The sequence below is a fragment of the Citrobacter amalonaticus genome, assembly GCF_037053465.1.
Lineage (GTDB): Bacteria > Pseudomonadota > Gammaproteobacteria > Enterobacterales > Enterobacteriaceae > Citrobacter_A > Citrobacter_A amalonaticus_H.
Map to the genome: position 1 here is coordinate 18,632 of NZ_JBALIF010000011.1, position 15,565 is coordinate 34,196.

Here is a 15,565-nt window from a genome sequence, read left to right on the forward strand (position 1 = left end):
GCCTCACTATTATCGTCATATGCTAAAATTCATTTTGTCATAGGTCAATAATGATCGACGGAAAAACCGCCAGCGAAATCTTTGACTGCATACGCCAGCACGTCACCTGCGGCATGTTGTCTGCGGGCGAAACGCTGCCGCCGGTAAGGGAGCTAGCCGCGCAACTTAATGTCAATCGCAATACTGTCGCGGCGGCCTACAAACGACTCGTGACCTCCGGACTGGCGCAAAGCCTCGGGCGCAATGGCACTGTCATTAAAGGTGCTCTCATTCCCACGGCTCAGGAAGGGGGAAATCCGTACACGCCGTTGACCGATCTCTCCAGTGGTAACCCAGCGCCCGCTTGCCTGCCCGATCTGAGCCGCTACCTCACTCAGCTCACCCCACATCATCGTTTATACGGTGACGCGCCCGTATCGCCAAACCTGAAACAGTGGGCGACGCAATGGATGCAGGATGCTGTTCCTGCTGCGGGAAAAATTGATATCACCAGCGGCGCGATTGACGCCATCGAACGTCTGCTCAACGCCCATCTTCTCCCGGGTGATAGCGTAGCGGTGGAGGATCCCTGCTTTTTAAGCAGTATCAACATGCTGCGCTATGCCGGCTTCAGCGCCAGCCCAGTGAGCGTGGACCATGAAGGGATGCAACCAGAGAAGCTTGAACTCGCCCTGAGCAAAGGCGCACGCGCAGTGATCATTACACCACGCGCGCATAATCCAACGGGATGCAGCCTAAGCGCCGCGCGCGCCGCCGCGTTACAGGAGATCCTCGCCCGTTATCCGCAGGTGCTGGTGATCGTCGATGACCATTTTGCACTGCTCTCATCATCGGCATGGCATCCCGTGATTGCCGTAGAGACACTCTGCTGGGCAGTTGTTCGCTCTATGTCAAAAACGCTGGGGCCGGATCTGCGCCTGGCTATCGTCGCCAGCGATCCCGCAACTTCCGCAAGGCTTCGGCTACGGCTTAACGCCGGCAGCCAGTGGATTAGCCATTTGTTGCAAGATTTAGTCCATGCCTGCCTCCGTGATGAGGAATATCAGCAAACGCTGACGCAGAACCGATTGTTCTACGCTTCTCAGCAGCAAAAACTGGCCAGCGCATTACAACACTATGGTCATAACATTCCCCCTGGCGACGGTCTGAATATGTGGCTTCCGTTAGAAAACCACAGTCAGACGCTGGCCTTTATGCTGGCAAAATCAGGCTGGCTGGTTCGTGAAGGGGAAGCCTTTGGCGTTAGCACGCCCGCGCACGGCCTGCGCATTACCCTGTCGACCTTAAGCGACAACGATATCAACAAGCTGGCGGCTGATATCCATCAGGCGCTGGAACGCTAACTGGAGGAAAAAGTGCGAGTACATTTTGTTATCCATGAGTCGTTTGAATCTGCTGGCGCCTTTCTGCCCTGGGCAGAAGAACGCGGTTATACCCTCTCCTTGTCCCGCGTTTATGACGGAGAAGCGTTACCGGTAAATGCTGACGGTTTCGATATGCTGGTCGTTTTTGGTGGACCGCAATCGCCGCGCACCACGCTCGCCGAGTGCCCTTACTTTGATTCAAAGGCCGAACAACATCTGATCAACCAGGCCATCTCAGCGGGTCGAATTGTGGTCGGGATCTGTCTGGGTTCGCAGTTGATTGGCGAAGCGCTGGGAGCAAAAGTCTGCCAGAGCCCGGAAAAAGAGATCGGCCATTACCCGATTACCCTGACAGAAGCGGGCAAGCGGCATCCGCTTATTGACCACTTTGGTTCTCCGCTCATGGTTGGCCACTGGCATAATGATATGCCTGGTTTAACCGATCAGGCGGTCGTCCTTGCCACCAGTGCTGGTTGTCCGCGGCAGATAGTACAATACGGTAATTTTGTTTATGGCTTCCAGTGCCATATGGAGTTTACCCGTGAGGCGGTTGAAGGGCTGATTCAGCACTCTGAACAGGAGCTGGAGGAAGCCAAAGGAAAGCGCTTTATTCGCTCGAATGCGGAAATGCGCGAATGTAATTACCGTGAGATGAATGAAAAGCTCTGGCTGTTCCTGGACAAACTGACCCAGGCGCATGTGCAAAAATAACACCACCAGGAGTGCAACTAAATTCGATATTCAAAGTCATATAAGCGCGATGGATTACTAACTTTAAGGATAGATTGATGAAAAAGCTCGCATGTGCCCTGTTTGCACTCCTGATGACACTTCCGGCATGGGCAAAGCTCAACGCACACGAAGAAGCGCGCATTAACGCCATGCTTGATGCGCTGGCACAGAAGAAAGATTTAGTCTTTGTGCGCAATGGCGATACGCATAACTGCGAAGAAGCGGTTTCCCACCTGCGTCTGAAACTCGGCAATACCCGCAATCGTATTGATACCGCAGAGCAGTTCATTGATAAGGTAGCATCCTCATCATCGATTACCGGTAAACCTTATATCGTCAAGATACCCGGCAAGAGTGATGAAAATGCCCAGCCGTACCTGCACGCATTGATCGCAGAGACCGATAAGACGCTGAAGCACGACTAACCCCTATTTCCATTCCACAGCTTTTCAAACCGTTGCCAGGGAAGGTTAAATCCCCGCGCCCTGGCTGAAGTGCTCTTCACCAAAGACGCCCGTAGACAGATAACGATCGCCGCGATCGCAAATAATTGCCACCACCACCGCCCCCGGATGAGCCTTTGCGACACGAATCGCCCCGGCTACCGCACCGCCGGAACTGACACCACAGAAGATCCCTTCACATACCGCCAGTTCACGCATGGTGTTTTCCGCCTCTCGCTGGTGAATATCCACCACCCTGTCGACAAGCTGAGCATTGAAAATACCCGGCATGTATTCCGCCGGCCAGCGACGAATCCCCGGAATACTGCTGCCCTCTTCCGGTTGCAGACCCACAATAGTAACCGCACGGTCCTGCTCACGTAAGAAGCGTGATACGCCAGTGATGGTACCCGTCGTGCCCATACTGGAGACGAAATGGGTAAGGCGTCCGGACGTTTGCTGCCAGATTTCCGGGCCGGTGGTGGTGTAGTGGGCGTAAGGATTATCGGGATTATTGAACTGGTCCAGCAGCTTACCTTCGCCGCGCTGGGCCATCTCCAGCGCGAGATCGCGCGCCCCTTCCATCCCTTGCTCTTTGGTGACGAGGATCAATTCAGCGCCGTAAGCGCGCATTGCGGCTCGCCGTTCCTGACTCATATTGTCAGGCATCAACAGCTTCATGCGATAACCTTTAAGCGCGGCGATCATCGCCAGCGCAATGCCGGTATTCCCACTGGTGGCTTCAATCAATACGTCGCCGGGCTTAATTTCTCCGCGTTTTTCCGCCTCGACAATCATGGATAACGCCGCGCGATCTTTCACCGAGCCCGCCGGGTTATTGCCTTCCAGTTTGACCCAGATTTCACTGCCGTTATCCGGCGTCAGACGTTGCAGTTTGACCAGAGGAGTCTTACCGATGGTTTGTTCTAATGTGTTCACATTTCAGTCCGGAACGAAGGCCTGATAAGCGCAGCGCCATCAGGCAAATGTGTATCGCCGGATGACAGCATAAATGCCTTGTCCGGCCTACATAAACGCCCTGAGATTACGCTATTTCTGCAAAAACGGCATCATCATGGCGCTCAATACGCTGATTGCCGTTGTACAACCGCGCATTTTGCAGTCCCACGAACAGGCGCTCACCACGCTGTGGAGCGTCATCACCCTGCATGACCACCGTCAGCGGCTCGTGATACCACCCCAGCGGCTGCACAACGAGTTGGGTATAGTGGCCTTTTGGACTGGCTTCGATGACCTGAACCGGCAGCGGCGAATCCAGGCTGGTTCGCCGGCTGATGTCGATTTCCCACGGACGCAGAAACAGATCGACCGGTCCCTGATATGCCGGCGTATAACCCAACGGCCAGCGGTGGGCCCCCACATGGAACTGCCCGCCACGGACTGTCCCTTGCAGGCGGTTAACCTCGCCCATAAACTCCAGCACGAAGCGGGTCGCCGGCTCGCGCCAGACCTGATCCGGCGCGTCGGCCTGCTCAATATTGCCCTGGCTCATCACCACCACGCGATCGGCCACTTCCGTGGCCTCTTCCTGGTCGTGCGTCACAAAGACGCTGGTGAATTTCAGCTCTTCATGCAACTGACGCAGCCAGCGGCGCAACTCTTTACGCACCTGGGCATCGAGCGCGCCAAAGGGTTCGTCCAGCAGCAGAATTTGTGGTTCAACGGCTAAGGCACGCGCCAGCGCCACACGCTGTTTTTGACCGCCGGACAGTTGCGCCGGGAAGCGATCCGCCAGATGAGCCAGTTGCACCATCTCCAGCAGTTTCGTGACTTTCGCTTTAATCGCTGCGGCATTCGGACGTTCACGACGCGGCAGCACGGTCAGGCCAAAAGCAATGTTGTCGAACACCGTCATATGGCGAAACAGCGCGTAGTGCTGAAAGACAAAGCCCACTTTACGATCGCGCGCGTGCAGACGGCTGACATCGGTTCCGTGAAAACGAATATGCCCGCTGGACTGATGCTCCAGCCCGGCAATAATCCGTAATAGCGTGGTTTTACCTGAACCGGACGGCCCCAGCAAAGCAACCATCTGACCAGAAGGAATATCCAGTGAGATATCGTTCAGCACCTGGGTGCGACCAAAAGACTTCTTAATATTGGCAATCTCAATGCTCATGATGTTCCTCCTGCTGCGCGCGTTTCTCCTGATTCTCCAGGCGCCATTGCAACATACTCTTCAAAAACAGGGTAATAATCGCCATCAGCGTCAACAGCGCTGCGGCGGTAAAGGAGCCGACGGCGTTGTAGTCCTGCTCCAGTAATTCAATCTGTAAGGGAAGCGACAGGGTTTCCCCACGAATCGACCCGGAGACCACCGACACCGCGCCAAACTCGCCGATCGCGCGGGCGTTGGTCAGCACCACGCCATACAGCAGCGCCCAACGAATGTTTGGTAACGTCACGCGGCGAAACATCTGCCAGCCAGAAGCGCCCAGCAAAATCGCTGCTTCATCCTCCTGACTGCCCTGGCTGAGCATCACGGGCACCAGTTCACGCACCACAAACGGACAGGTCACGAAAATGGTGACCAGCACCATTCCCGGCCAGGAGAACATAATTTGCAGGTTATGCTCATCCAGCCAGCCGCCCAGCGGACCGTTGGAACCATAGAACAGCAGATAGACAAGACCCGCCACCACCGGCGAGACCGCGAAAGGAATGTCCAGCAGCGTCAACAGTAGCTGGCGTCCGGGAAAATTAAAGCGGGTCACCAGCCAGGCCAGCAAAATGCCAAAGACCAGATTCACCGGCACCGCAATCAGGGCAATCAGCACCGTCAGCCAGATGGCGTGCAGCATGTCCGGATCGGCCAGATTTTGCAGTACCGGCATCAACCCTTTACTGAATGCATGGACGAAGATGTAAATCATCGGCACCAGCAGAATCAATACGGATACCAGCATCCCGGTGCCAATCAGAAACCATTTTCCCCAGTTGATACGGGGCGCGTCATAACGCTTCAATTGAGTCACTTCCGCCATTAATGACCTACCACTCGTCGACCGAAACGACTTTGCAAGGTGTTGATTGAGAACAGCAGCACTAGCGATGCCGCGAGGATGACCGAAGCAATAGCGCTGGCGGCGGGGTAATCGAACTCCTGCAAACGTACAAAAATCATCAGCGAGGTGACCTCTGTTTTCCAGGCGATATTTCCGGCGATAAAAATAACCGCGCCAAACTCGCCAAGGCTGCGGGTAAACGACAGCGCCACCCCAGCCACCAGCGCCGGGGAGAGTTCCGGCAACACCACTTTGCGAAAGCTTTGCAGACGCGTCGCCCCCAGCGTTTCCGCCGCTTCTTCGTATTCCGGCCCTAACTCTTCCAGTACCGGCTGTACCGTACGCACCACAAACGGAATGCTGGTAAACGCCATCGCCACGGCAATACCAAGCCAGGTGTAGGTCACTTTGATATCAAACTTCGCCAGCCACTCGCCGTAAAAACCATTAACTGAAAACAGTGAGGCCAGCGTCAGACCAGCAACCGCCGTCGGTAGCGCAAAGGGCAAATCCATCAGCGCATCCAGCAGCGTACGGCCTGGGAAACGGTAGCGGGTTAAGATCCACGCCATCAGCAGCCCAAACACCCCGTTAAAAATCGACGCGACAAACGCCGACAGCAGCGTCACTTTATAGGCTGCAACCACCTGCGGATTGGTGATCACCTCCCAGTATTGCGCCCAGCTCATCTGCGCCAGTTGCATCACCAGCGCACTGAGCGGCAGCAGCAAAATCAGGCAGACAAACAGCAGGCTGGTGCCCAGACTTAAAGTAAAGCCGGGCAGCACGCGTCTGGAGGAGACAGCGAACATTACTTACGCCCCGCCGCCAGCAGTTTGTCCAGTTCACCACCGCTGGTGAAATGGGTTTTCATCACTTCCGGCCAGGAGCCAAATTTATCTTCCACGCGGAACAGTTCAGTTTGCGGGAATTTGTCTTTCAGCTTGTCCATCACCTCCGGGTTATTCACGCGGTAGTAGTAATCCGTAATGATGGCTTGCGCCTGCGGGCTATACAGCCAGTTCAGATAGGCTTTCGCTGCTTTCTCCGTGCCATTGGCCTGGACGTTTTTATCCACCCAGGCGACCGGGAATTCGGCAAGAATGTTGGTTTTCGGGATAACAACCTCAAAACCCTGCGCTTCATACTGTTTGCGAATATTGTTGACTTCAGACTCGAAGCTAATCAGCACATCGCCCAGTCCGCGTTCAGCGAACGTGGTAGTCGCACCACGACCGCCGGTATCAAACACTTCAACGTTTTTCAGGAACTGCGTCATGAACTGCTCAGTTTTGGCTTTGTCACCACCGTCTGCTTTATCGGCTGCGCCCCAGGCGGCCAGATAGGTGTAACGCGCGTTACCGGACGTTTTCGGATTCGGGAAAATCAGCTTCACATCAGTTCGGACAAGGTCATTCCAGTCGTGGATATTCTTCGGATTACCTTTGCGCACCAGAAATCCCATCGTGGAATAGAACGGTGAACTGTTGTTGGGCAGGCGGCTTTGCCAGTCCGCCGGGATCAGCTTGCCTTTGTCATGCAGGATCTGCACATCGGTGACCTGGTTATAGGTCACAACGTCCGCTTTCAGCCCCTGCAAAATCGCCAGCGCCTGTTTTGATGACCCGGCATGAGATTGTTTAATCGTCAGTTTGTCGCCGCCGTTATCTTTCGCCCACTGCTGTTCAAACGGCGGGTTGAGAGCTGCAAACAGTTCGCGGGAGACGTCGTACGAGCTGTTTAAAAGCTCCGTCGCCTGCGCCTGACCGACCAGTAACAGTGACGCCATCAGCGTCAGGTATCTTTTTTTCAGTAAGTTAACGGCCATTGCGCACCCTTATAAATTTGATGACTTTCTAATAGCCATAATATTTATAACGCGTGTGAAAGGAGTAACGGTTTTATATACCGTTTGATGATTTGAAAGTTGAAAAGGGAATAAGAGAACCCCCTCCTCATGGTCAGGAGGGGTAAGGGCTGGCGGCAATCAGACGCCGATGCTAACGCTTTCCGGCAAGGTGCTGCCGCCATCTATCACGTTTTGCGTCCCTGTGAGATAGCTGGACTCATCAGAAGCAAGGAAGGCCGCCAGTTCTCCCACTTCCAGTGGGCAAGCCAGTCGACGCAGCGGAATGGCTTTCGCCATTTCAGTCAGCACGGATTCCGGATCCTCCGGATTAGACTGACGCGCAATGCTTTCCGCCATCGGGGTACGCACGTAGCCTGGGCAAATCGCGTTCACACGAATTCCCGACTGGGCATACTCCACCGCCAGCGATTTCGTCAGCCCGACAATGGCCGCCTTCGACAGCGCATACGCGGTTTCACCCGGATCGGCGACCATATCGCCAGTGACCGAGGACATCATCACGATGCGCCCGTCCTTGCGCTTAATCATCTCCGGCAAAACGGCTTTCGTCACGTTCCAGACGCCTTTGATATTCACATCAATGTGGAAATCGCGATCTTCATCGCTCATGTCGAGGAAGCTGCCCAGACGACAAACGCCCGCATTGTTGACCAGAATGTCAATGCGGCCTTCCACTTCTTTCGCTTTCTTCAGCGCCGCCGCCACGGACGCAGGATTAGTCACATCCGCAATCACGGCTGTACAGCGATGCCCACGGCCGCCCAGTTCGTCCGCCAGCTTTTCAATCTCATCGGAGATATCCAGCAAGATTAAGTTCGCGCCATGCCGGGCAAATACTTTAGCGATGCCTTCGCCAATGCCTTTTGATGCGCCCGTAATCAATGCTGTTTTGCCCGTGAGTTTACCCATTTCAATGCTCTCCTTGTGAATATGAAGTCTCACACTCCATTAACATTGAAAATACAGTAAAAACAGATTAGTGCTGAGGAACAGCTCACTAATTAAGGTAAATCTTAGATAAAAATAATCCCCGCCAGGGCGAGGATTGGTATTTTTCGCTGTTGTGCAGAAAAGGCAAAGCCGTCATTTGGCATCATCAATGCGTTCATGCCTGATGGCGCTACGCTTATCAGGCCTACGTAGAGCGGCAAGTTTGTAGGCCGGATAAGGCAAAGCCGTCATCCGACAAACATCACAGCGCAAGTAAACGGTCCAGTTTGTAGGCCGGATAAGGCGAAGCCGTCATCCGACAAACATCACAGCGCCAGCAGACGATCCAGCGACGGCGCAAAATAATACCCGCCGGTCACCGGTTTGGTGAAGCGCAGCATCGCATCACGTTTACCGTCGGTATCACCAAACATGCTCAGCAGTTGCTGTTCAATGTTGTGCAGACGCGCGCAGTAAGCGCAGAAATAGAGTCCGTGCGTGCCGCTGGCGGTGCCGTACGGCAGGCTCTGGCGGACGATCTTCAGCCCTTTGCCGTCCTCTTTCAGATCGACACGGCTGAGGTGAGAGGTGGCGGGACGATCGTCGCCATCGATCTCTTCGTTGGCTTCCTTCGTCCGCCCGATCATCATCTCCTGATCGTGAATGCTCATGCGGTTAAGCTGTTTAAGGTTATGTTCCCAACGCTGGACAAAAACATAGCTGCCGCCAGCGTCCACGCCATCTTTGATCACGGCCACTTCGCGGCGAGTCTCAACGCCTGCCGGGTTTTCCGTACCGTCAACAAAACCGCTCAGATCACGCTCTTCCACCCAACGGAAACCGTGGATCTCTTCTTGCACCTCAACGCAGTCGCCAAAGGCTTCCATTGCCGCCTGAGCGACAGAGAAGTTCACATCATGGCGCAGAGAAAGAATATGGATCAGCACATCGTATTGCGTAGCCGGCGCCAGACCTTTGCCGTAAGGAATAAAGTCTTTCAGCTCCTGAGCGCCGACGCCGCCACTGAGGGCGCGCCAGGTTTTGTTGCCAAACGCAACGACAGCGCCCAAATGGGCATCCGGGAATTTCGCTTCGAAGGTCGCCAGCTTATCGGCGAAGGTTTTGCTGGCCGCGCGCAGGGCATCAACGTCGCCTTTGACATTCGCTTCAATCCAAATCGCTGCGCGGCAATGTTCTGGCAAAATGCCACTTTGAACCTGAGACATCATTCCTCCTGAAAAATGAGAATGCCACGCAATCGTGGCATTGATGGGAACTATTTTACCCTGTTTTGCCGCACGGCGGTTTGTTCAGACGCAAATTAACGACGCCAGATAATTTTGCTGACTTTCCACGTTTTCAACGTATCGTCAGAGGGCATTAATCCTTCCGGGCCTTTCCATTCACCAGTGAAGAGATAGCTAATATGCTGACTGCCTTCAGCTTTACACTCGACGGCGTTTTGCTCATCGCTTGTGGCAGTCTGGCAGTTGCCAAACGCTTTACTGTAAAGATCGCTAAACGGAGTGCCGATTTCGACACCCGCATCGGAAGGAATATCGCTATCCAGCACATCAATGCGGCTGACCGTGCCCTGTTCGCCGTTGATGACCATCGCCACTTTGTCACCCTTCATCGCTTCGAAAAAGCGGACCACATTGCCGTCGGCGGTTTTCATGCCGCTACGCAGGCGATAGTCACCGTCCAGCGCATCGGTGATGGCTTGTTCATTCAGCGGGGTTGATGCGGTTAATGCCCCAACGCCCTGCTCGGTTACGTTGGTCGATGAACCAAACCAGTTCCATGGGTTGGCGGCCGACCAGTTCACCGACGAAAGCGTCGAACAGCCGCTCAGCGCCAGCGGCATCACACATAACAAGACTCGCAGCGATTTCATCTCAATTCCTTTCTTCAATAATCAACGTTACCTGGAGTCCGGCTTCACCAAAAAGTTCCGTTATTCTTTTTCCAGGGCAAAACAGGCGCGCAGTCGTCGGTTTGTCAGCAGCCATAGCAGCGCCACAACATCCGCAATCACCAGCGCCAGTCCAACGCCGTTCACAGGGGAGCCATTGAGCCACAATACGGGCTGCCAGCAGAGCAACACGATTTGCGCGGCAATCAGCAGCGGGCGCAACACGCGCCAGAGACGGGGAAAAGTGTAACGTCGTCCACTTAGCAAAAATGCCACGACCGCCGGGATCCCCGGTAGCAGCCCCAGCCAGAACGAGTCGTGATCGGGGTAAAACAGATTCAGAAGAGTGGCGCCCTGCTCGCGGGACGAGCCCGCAATCACAAATAACACCCAGGTGCGCGCCTGGAGCAGCAACACGAGCCAGAATAAAAAAGGCAGACGCAAATGGCCGTGGCTGTCGTAATCCGCAGGATGAAACTCAGTATTCTTCATCTTCGATCAGACGTTTACCGAGACTCAGCGTATCGGCATGTTCATAACCGAGCCGCTCATACATGCCCAGCACCACATCGTTGTCTTCGTGCACCATGATCTGAATTTTCGGACATCCACGCGCGATCAGTTTTTTCTCAAGCCGGTTAAGCAGCGCATTGGCGATGCCACGTCCGCGAAACTCAGGATGCACACCCAGATAGCAGGCTGAACCACGATGACCGTCATAACCGCCCATCACCGTCCCCACCACTTCGCCGTTCACTTCCGCGACGAGAAACAAACTGACGTCATGATTCACTTTCCGCTCGATATCCATTTCCGGGTCATTCCACGGACGCAACAAATCGCAGCGCTCCCAGAGGGTGATCACCTCTTCGAAATCTTCCTGGCGAAAAACGCGTATCTCCATGGTATTGAGGCCCTTTTCGAGGTTAAAACTCCGATTATGGCGCGAACGGCTAATTTAGCCAATATCTGACGCGAAACGGCGAAAAAAATGGCATAATGCCGCTCTGTCACGTATTGAAATGAAAAGTAAAACAATTCTCAACATCAGACGTCGTAACGGAATACGCGATACGATATAACATCAGGACTTAATTTTTTACAACTCAGGCCGTATGAGCACTTTTAAACCCCTAAAAACACTCACATCGCGCCGCCAGGTGCTGAAAGCTGGACTCGCTGCGCTGACATTCACAGGAATGTCGTACGCCACAGCAAAAGAAGCTCCACTGAAAACCAGCAACGGTCACAGTCAACCCGCGAAGAAAAACTCGGGTGGCAAACGCATTGTTGTGCTCGATCCGGGACACGGTGGAATTGACACCGGCGCTATTGGTCGCAACGGTTCAAAAGAAAAACACGTCGTACTGGCAATCGCAAAGAATGTTCGTTCCATTTTACGCAGCCAGGGGATCGACTGCCGTCTGACGCGATCGGGCGACACCTTTATTCCTCTGTACGATCGTGTCGAAATTGCCCATAAGCATGGCGCAGATCTGTTTATGTCGATTCATGCGGATGGTTTTACCAATCCCAGCGCGGCGGGCGCATCGGTGTTTGCCCTCTCCAATCGCGGGGCCAGTAGCGCTATGGCGAAATACCTTTCCGATCGTGAAAACCGTGCCGATGAAGTGGCCGGGAAGAAAACGACCGACAAAGATCACCTGCTACAACAGGTGCTGTTCGATCTGGTACAGACGGATACCATTAAAAACAGCCTGACCCTGGGTTCGCATATTCTCAAGAAGATCAAGCCGGTGCATAAGTTGCACAGCCGCAATACAGAGCAGGCGGCGTTTGTGGTGCTAAAATCACCGTCAATCCCGTCGGTACTGGTGGAAACCTCGTTCATTACCAACCCGGAAGAGGAGCGACTGCTGGGCACAACTGCCTTTCGCCAGAAAATTGCCACGGCTATCGCCAACGGCGTAATCAGCTATTTCCACTGGTTTGATAATCAGAAAGCACATACGAAGAAGCGTTAATCATGAAACCCGATGCACACCGCGTAAAAGAGTTCCTGCTCACTCTACAGGACGAGATCTGCCAGCAACTCTGCGCCATTGATGGCGAAAAGTTTGTGGAAGATAGCTGGCAGCGTGACGCAGGCGGCGGTGGTCGCAGCCGCGTGTTGCGCAGTGGCGGGATCTTTGAACAGGCCGGCGTCAACTTTTCCCATGTGCATGGTGATGCGATGCCCGCGTCAGCCACCGCGCACCGTCCGGAACTGGCGGGACGCAGTTTCGAAGCGATGGGCGTATCACTGGTTGTGCATCCGCTCAATCCCTATATTCCCACCAGCCATGCCAACGTGCGTTTCTTCATAGCAGAAAAACCGGGTGCTGACCCGGTCTGGTGGTTTGGCGGCGGTTTCGACTTAACGCCCTACTACGGTTTTGAAGAGGACGCCGTTCACTGGCATCGCACGGCACGGGATTTGTGTCAGCCCTTTGGCGACGATGTTTATCCGCGTTACAAAAAGTGGTGCGACGACTATTTCTTCCTCAGGCATCGCAACGAGCAGCGTGGGATCGGCGGGCTGTTTTTCGACGATCTGAACACGCCGGACTTTGACCACTGTTTTAGCTTTATGCAGGCCGTTGGTAAAGGCTATACCGATGCGTATCTGCCGATCGTCGAGCGGCGCAAAACCCTGAACTGGGGTGAGCGTGAGCGTCACTTCCAGCTCTATCGCCGGGGACGCTACGTAGAGTTTAACCTGGTGTGGGATCGCGGCACGCTGTTCGGCCTGCAGACCGGCGGGCGCACCGAATCGATCCTGATGTCAATGCCGCCGCTGGTACGTTGGGAATACGACTGGCAGCCGGAAGCCGGAAGCCCCGAGGCCGCCCTGTACGATTTTATCCAGGTGCGCGAGTGGGTGTAATTGCCTGATGGCGGCTTACGCCTTATCAGGCCTACAATCTGATGGCGGTTTCGACCTGTCCGGCCTACGGGGTCTGGCTTTGTAGGCCTGATAAGCGTAGCGCCATCAGGCACGAAACTACATCCACTGCCGCATTCGCTGATGTAACGTTGATGAGGGTTTCTCGGCAAACAGCTGCTGATAGTCAGTTGCAAATTGCCCTAAATGCCAGAATCCCCACTGCATGGCCGCGTCTTTCACCGTGGTGCTTTGCGACCACGGACTGATTAATTCTCTGCGCACCGCGTTCAGGCGGATCCTTTTCAGCCATGCATTCGGGCCAATGCCCAGAATGGCATGAAACGCATTTTGCAACGTCCGGCGGCTGACGTGGAGTTGATTACAGAGATCGAGCACCGTCAACGGCTCCGACATATTCTCCAGCACATATTCCCGCGCGCGGGATAACAGCTTACGGTAGCTCTGGTGGCTGATGCTCTCCGCCGTGTTAATCGGCTGCGCCTCTTCCAGCATGGTTCCCATCGCCAGCAGCAGGTTATCTCCCAGCACCTTGCGCACGGCGCCTTGATGAAGGTTCTCCGGGTTCTCGCTAAACGTCGCCAGCGCCTGCTGGACGAAGCCCCACAGCGCCGCTTTATGCTGCTCTTTGACCTCCAGCGCCGACTGGTTGCGCAGCATATGCAGCACCCGCTCCGGGTTGTGTAAAAACTGGGCCTGGCGGGAAATAACATCCTCCGAAATCACGACACCAAGAATGGTGTAATCATCCGGGGTGCTCAGTTCAAACTCCGTCCCGCCTGGACGGGTCGCAATCTCAGCGCTGCCGAGACACTGCGCGCCAATAAATCCCTGCTCGCCACGGCGAGCCGGAATGCCAAACCAGAAAGAGTTCGGCCAGACCAGACACGACTGGCGCAGCGCCAGCCCGGTGTATTCCCGAAAAACCTGGATATCGTCGAGCAGGATTTCCGTGAACTCGCCGTGAAATTTTCCCGGGTGCAGTTGATCGTAAATCTGCTGCCAGGCGGTAATCGTCAGCGCGTGTTCATAGACATCCGTGGTCCGCCGCTGGTGAACGTTATCGACTTCAACCTTTGGCGTGAGCTTAACGTCTTCGGGTAACGCTTCATGATAAAGATGGTGCAAACTGGCTGAACGGGTCTTTTTCATGATCTTTTATGCCGGACGCCTGATAAGACGCCCGGCCCTCCGACAGGTTAATTTTTTAAGCGATAGCGACTACTGCGTTTGCGCAACGCCCCGTCAGTAAAGAGCTGCTCCAGCGCGGCTCGGGCTTGCTCCAGCGGCCAGCCAAAGTGCGCGGCGACTTCTCCCGCCGTCATCCCCTGACGCACTGTCGCCAGTTGCGCCAGCAGTGCATCTGCCTGTTCCGAGCGCACTGGCGCTTCAGGTTCCGGCGTTTTTTTGGGTTCAGGTTGCGTCGACGCACGCTTAAATCCACCGATCAGCCACTGGGTGTCATTTTCCGGCCGACCAATTTCTTTGCGGCTGATAACACGGCCTGTCCGCTGTGCCGCAGCACTTCCGGCATCCAGCGCCGCGCGACACGCCGCCAAATCGCCTTCCACCACCAGCGTCACCTTCCCTGGGTCAAGCACTTCATGACTCAGCAGGTTGACGTTAGCGGCTTTCAGCATGGCGTCCGACGCGTCGACTGCGGCGACCATGCCCTCCACTTCCAGTAACCCCAGTGCATTGATCATTGATGACCTCCGTTACGCGCGCTGAATTGGGTTACGGGCGATATCCAGAACCGCATCGGTAAAGGCGTTACAGGCGGCTTTGCAGGCGGCCTGGCTCCCGGTCAAAAACGCCGCGGAATAGTTAGTTTCCGACGGCGGCGGAACATACGTCACCAGTTGAACATCGGCAGATTTCATTGCCGCATCAATACCAAAGGTCGCTTCCAGCGGCGGCGCCACCAGATAGGCAATCGGGTCGCCCAGCGCAATGCCTGCCGTTGACGAGAGATAGGAGCCGGTACGCGACACCACGTGCGCCAGAAACGCCGTGTCCTCGGCATCGTTCGCCCATTGAAACGCCGCGCCGCCTTCAATATGGGCGACCATTGCATCCAGTCCGGCGCGCACTTCCGCCGGGTTCGGCCCGCCTAACATAATCAATACTTCACCGGCGGTCGGCGACGGCCCATGAGCGGCCCCGGCATACAGGGAACGGCCATATACCACTTCAACCATCGCCTGTTTCGTCGCTTCGTCTGCGGCAATATACGTGACGTCATCAGAATCTGCCGTGATGAGACCGAGGCTACGTATATGCGGCGGTAATTTAAGTTCACGCGCAAACCCGTCGTTCACGGAAGCGATCACGCGCATCGCGCTGACCGAGGGTCGAATCAAATCTAATGCTGGCATGA

At 55.0% G+C, this 15,565-nt stretch carries 18 protein-coding genes; 5 read left to right on the plus strand and 13 right to left on the minus strand.

Features of this window, described 5'->3' with window-relative positions:
- The first annotated feature begins 50 nt into the window (after positions 1-50).
- From ptsJ to WB371_RS17230, 3 genes are all read left to right on the plus strand, one after another.
- Positions 51-1,343 (plus strand): transcriptional regulator PtsJ, encoded by a 1,293-nt coding sequence (gene ptsJ, locus WB371_RS17220; RefSeq protein WP_336221255.1) that lies wholly within the window; start codon positions 51-53, stop codon positions 1,341-1,343.
- Positions 1,344-1,355: 12 nt separating this feature from the next.
- Entirely contained in the window at positions 1,356-2,075 is a 720-nt protein-coding gene (locus WB371_RS17225; protein ID WP_336221256.1) for a type 1 glutamine amidotransferase, read from the plus strand.
- A gap of 77 nt (positions 2,076-2,152) precedes the next feature.
- Positions 2,153-2,521: a YfeK family protein gene (locus WB371_RS17230; protein WP_336221257.1), complete on the plus strand. Its 369-nt coding sequence runs from the start codon at positions 2,153-2,155 to the stop codon at positions 2,519-2,521.
- A gap of 45 nt (positions 2,522-2,566) precedes the next feature.
- Here the strand turns inward: WB371_RS17230 and cysM are convergent, their stop codons facing one another.
- The 10 genes from cysM to WB371_RS17280 all read right to left on the minus strand — a co-directional run bounded on the left by cysM (position 2,567) and on the right by WB371_RS17280 (position 11,184).
- Positions 2,567-3,478: a cysteine synthase CysM gene (cysM, locus tag WB371_RS17235; protein ID WP_336221258.1), complete on the minus strand. Its 912-nt coding sequence runs from the start codon at positions 3,476-3,478 to the stop codon at positions 2,567-2,569.
- Positions 3,479-3,584: 106 nt separating this feature from the next.
- A complete protein-coding gene (cysA, locus tag WB371_RS17240; RefSeq protein ID WP_336221259.1) occupies positions 3,585-4,679 on the minus strand; it encodes a sulfate/thiosulfate ABC transporter ATP-binding protein CysA in 1,095 nt (364 codons plus the stop codon).
- Positions 4,669-5,544: a sulfate/thiosulfate ABC transporter permease CysW gene (gene cysW, locus WB371_RS17245; RefSeq protein WP_336221260.1), complete on the minus strand. Its 876-nt coding sequence runs from the start codon at positions 5,542-5,544 to the stop codon at positions 4,669-4,671. Before cysW ends, cysA begins: the two co-directional genes overlap by 11 nt.
- Complete coding sequence (gene cysT, locus WB371_RS17250; protein WP_336221261.1) at positions 5,544-6,377, minus strand: sulfate/thiosulfate ABC transporter permease CysT; 834 nt, start codon at positions 6,375-6,377, stop codon at positions 5,544-5,546. Before cysT ends, cysW begins: the two co-directional genes overlap by 1 nt.
- Positions 6,377-7,393, minus strand: coding sequence for a thiosulfate/sulfate ABC transporter substrate-binding protein CysP (gene cysP / locus WB371_RS17255; protein ID WP_336221262.1), 1,017 nt, complete (start codon positions 7,391-7,393; stop codon positions 6,377-6,379). The genes cysT and cysP overlap by 1 nt, the downstream gene beginning before the upstream one ends.
- A gap of 159 nt (positions 7,394-7,552) precedes the next feature.
- The gene (gene ucpA / locus WB371_RS17260; protein WP_336221263.1) at positions 7,553-8,344 is read right to left on the minus strand and encodes an SDR family oxidoreductase UcpA; all 792 of its coding nucleotides are present in this window, start codon (positions 8,342-8,344) and stop codon (positions 7,553-7,555) included.
- A 347-nt stretch (positions 8,345-8,691) separates the two neighbouring features.
- Positions 8,692-9,591 carry a porphyrinogen peroxidase gene (gene yfeX, locus WB371_RS17265; protein ID WP_336221264.1) on the minus strand — a complete coding sequence of 300 codons (900 nt, stop codon included), beginning with the start codon at positions 9,589-9,591 and terminating at the stop codon, positions 8,692-8,694.
- A 95-nt stretch (positions 9,592-9,686) separates the two neighbouring features.
- Positions 9,687-10,262 (minus strand): RpoE-regulated lipoprotein, encoded by a 576-nt coding sequence (locus WB371_RS17270; protein WP_336221265.1) that lies wholly within the window; start codon positions 10,260-10,262, stop codon positions 9,687-9,689.
- A gap of 60 nt (positions 10,263-10,322) precedes the next feature.
- A complete protein-coding gene (locus WB371_RS17275) occupies positions 10,323-10,772 on the minus strand; it encodes a DUF2919 domain-containing protein (RefSeq protein ID WP_336221266.1) in 450 nt (149 codons plus the stop codon).
- On the minus strand, positions 10,759-11,184 hold the full coding sequence (locus WB371_RS17280) for a GNAT family acetyltransferase (protein WP_336221267.1): 426 nt from the start codon (positions 11,182-11,184) through the stop codon (positions 10,759-10,761). Before WB371_RS17280 ends, WB371_RS17275 begins: the two co-directional genes overlap by 14 nt.
- 211 nt (positions 11,185-11,395) lie before the next feature.
- On the opposite strand from WB371_RS17280, the gene amiA reads away from it, so the two are divergent.
- Complete coding sequence (gene amiA / locus WB371_RS17285; protein ID WP_336221268.1) at positions 11,396-12,265, plus strand: N-acetylmuramoyl-L-alanine amidase AmiA; 870 nt, start codon at positions 11,396-11,398, stop codon at positions 12,263-12,265.
- A gap of 2 nt (positions 12,266-12,267) precedes the next feature.
- Positions 12,268-13,167: an oxygen-dependent coproporphyrinogen oxidase gene (hemF, locus tag WB371_RS17290; protein WP_336221269.1), complete on the plus strand. Its 900-nt coding sequence runs from the start codon at positions 12,268-12,270 to the stop codon at positions 13,165-13,167.
- A 117-nt stretch (positions 13,168-13,284) separates the two neighbouring features.
- Here hemF and eutR read toward each other — a convergent pair whose 3' ends face one another.
- The 3 genes from eutR to eutL are packed head-to-tail and all read right to left on the minus strand — an operon-like array spanning position 13,285 to position 15,563.
- Complete coding sequence (gene eutR / locus WB371_RS17295; protein WP_336221270.1) at positions 13,285-14,337, minus strand: HTH-type transcriptional regulator EutR; 1,053 nt, start codon at positions 14,335-14,337, stop codon at positions 13,285-13,287.
- Positions 14,338-14,384: 47 nt separating this feature from the next.
- A complete protein-coding gene (eutK, locus tag WB371_RS17300) occupies positions 14,385-14,891 on the minus strand; it encodes an ethanolamine utilization microcompartment protein EutK (RefSeq protein ID WP_336221271.1) in 507 nt (168 codons plus the stop codon).
- 12 nt (positions 14,892-14,903) lie between these two features.
- Positions 14,904-15,563, minus strand: coding sequence for an ethanolamine utilization microcompartment protein EutL (gene eutL, locus WB371_RS17305; RefSeq protein ID WP_336221272.1), 660 nt, complete (start codon positions 15,561-15,563; stop codon positions 14,904-14,906).
- Positions 15,564-15,565: the final 2 nt, after the last annotated feature.

Bases quoted from the DNA above. Each gene is read 5' to 3' on its own strand.
- amiA (WP_336221268.1), top strand. From the start codon at position 11,396: ATGAGCACTTTTAAACCCCTAAAAACACTCACATCGCGCCGCCAGGTG.
- WB371_RS17230 (WP_336221257.1), top strand. From the start codon at position 2,153: ATGAAAAAGCTCGCATGTGCCCTGTTTGCACTCCTGATGACACTTCCG.
- eutL (WP_336221272.1), bottom strand. From the start codon at position 15,563: ATGCCAGCATTAGATTTGATTCGACCCTCGGTCAGCGCGATGCGCGTG.
- ucpA (WP_336221263.1), bottom strand. From the start codon at position 8,344: ATGGGTAAACTCACGGGCAAAACAGCATTGATTACGGGCGCATCAAAA.
- yfeX (WP_336221264.1), bottom strand. From the start codon at position 9,591: ATGTCTCAGGTTCAAAGTGGCATTTTGCCAGAACATTGCCGCGCAGCG.
- cysA (WP_336221259.1), bottom strand. From the start codon at position 4,679: ATGAGCATTGAGATTGCCAATATTAAGAAGTCTTTTGGTCGCACCCAG.
- WB371_RS17275 (WP_336221266.1), bottom strand. From the start codon at position 10,772: ATGAAGAATACTGAGTTTCATCCTGCGGATTACGACAGCCACGGCCAT.
- cysW (WP_336221260.1), bottom strand. From the start codon at position 5,544: ATGGCGGAAGTGACTCAATTGAAGCGTTATGACGCGCCCCGTATCAAC.
- cysT (WP_336221261.1), bottom strand. From the start codon at position 6,377: ATGTTCGCTGTCTCCTCCAGACGCGTGCTGCCCGGCTTTACTTTAAGT.
- hemF (WP_336221269.1), top strand. From the start codon at position 12,268: ATGAAACCCGATGCACACCGCGTAAAAGAGTTCCTGCTCACTCTACAG.
- WB371_RS17280 (WP_336221267.1), bottom strand. From the start codon at position 11,184: ATGGAGATACGCGTTTTTCGCCAGGAAGATTTCGAAGAGGTGATCACC.
- WB371_RS17270 (WP_336221265.1), bottom strand. From the start codon at position 10,262: ATGAAATCGCTGCGAGTCTTGTTATGTGTGATGCCGCTGGCGCTGAGC.
- cysP (WP_336221262.1), bottom strand. From the start codon at position 7,393: ATGGCCGTTAACTTACTGAAAAAAAGATACCTGACGCTGATGGCGTCA.
- ptsJ (WP_336221255.1), top strand. From the start codon at position 51: ATGATCGACGGAAAAACCGCCAGCGAAATCTTTGACTGCATACGCCAG.
- eutK (WP_336221271.1), bottom strand. From the start codon at position 14,891: ATGATCAATGCACTGGGGTTACTGGAAGTGGAGGGCATGGTCGCCGCA.
- eutR (WP_336221270.1), bottom strand. From the start codon at position 14,337: ATGAAAAAGACCCGTTCAGCCAGTTTGCACCATCTTTATCATGAAGCG.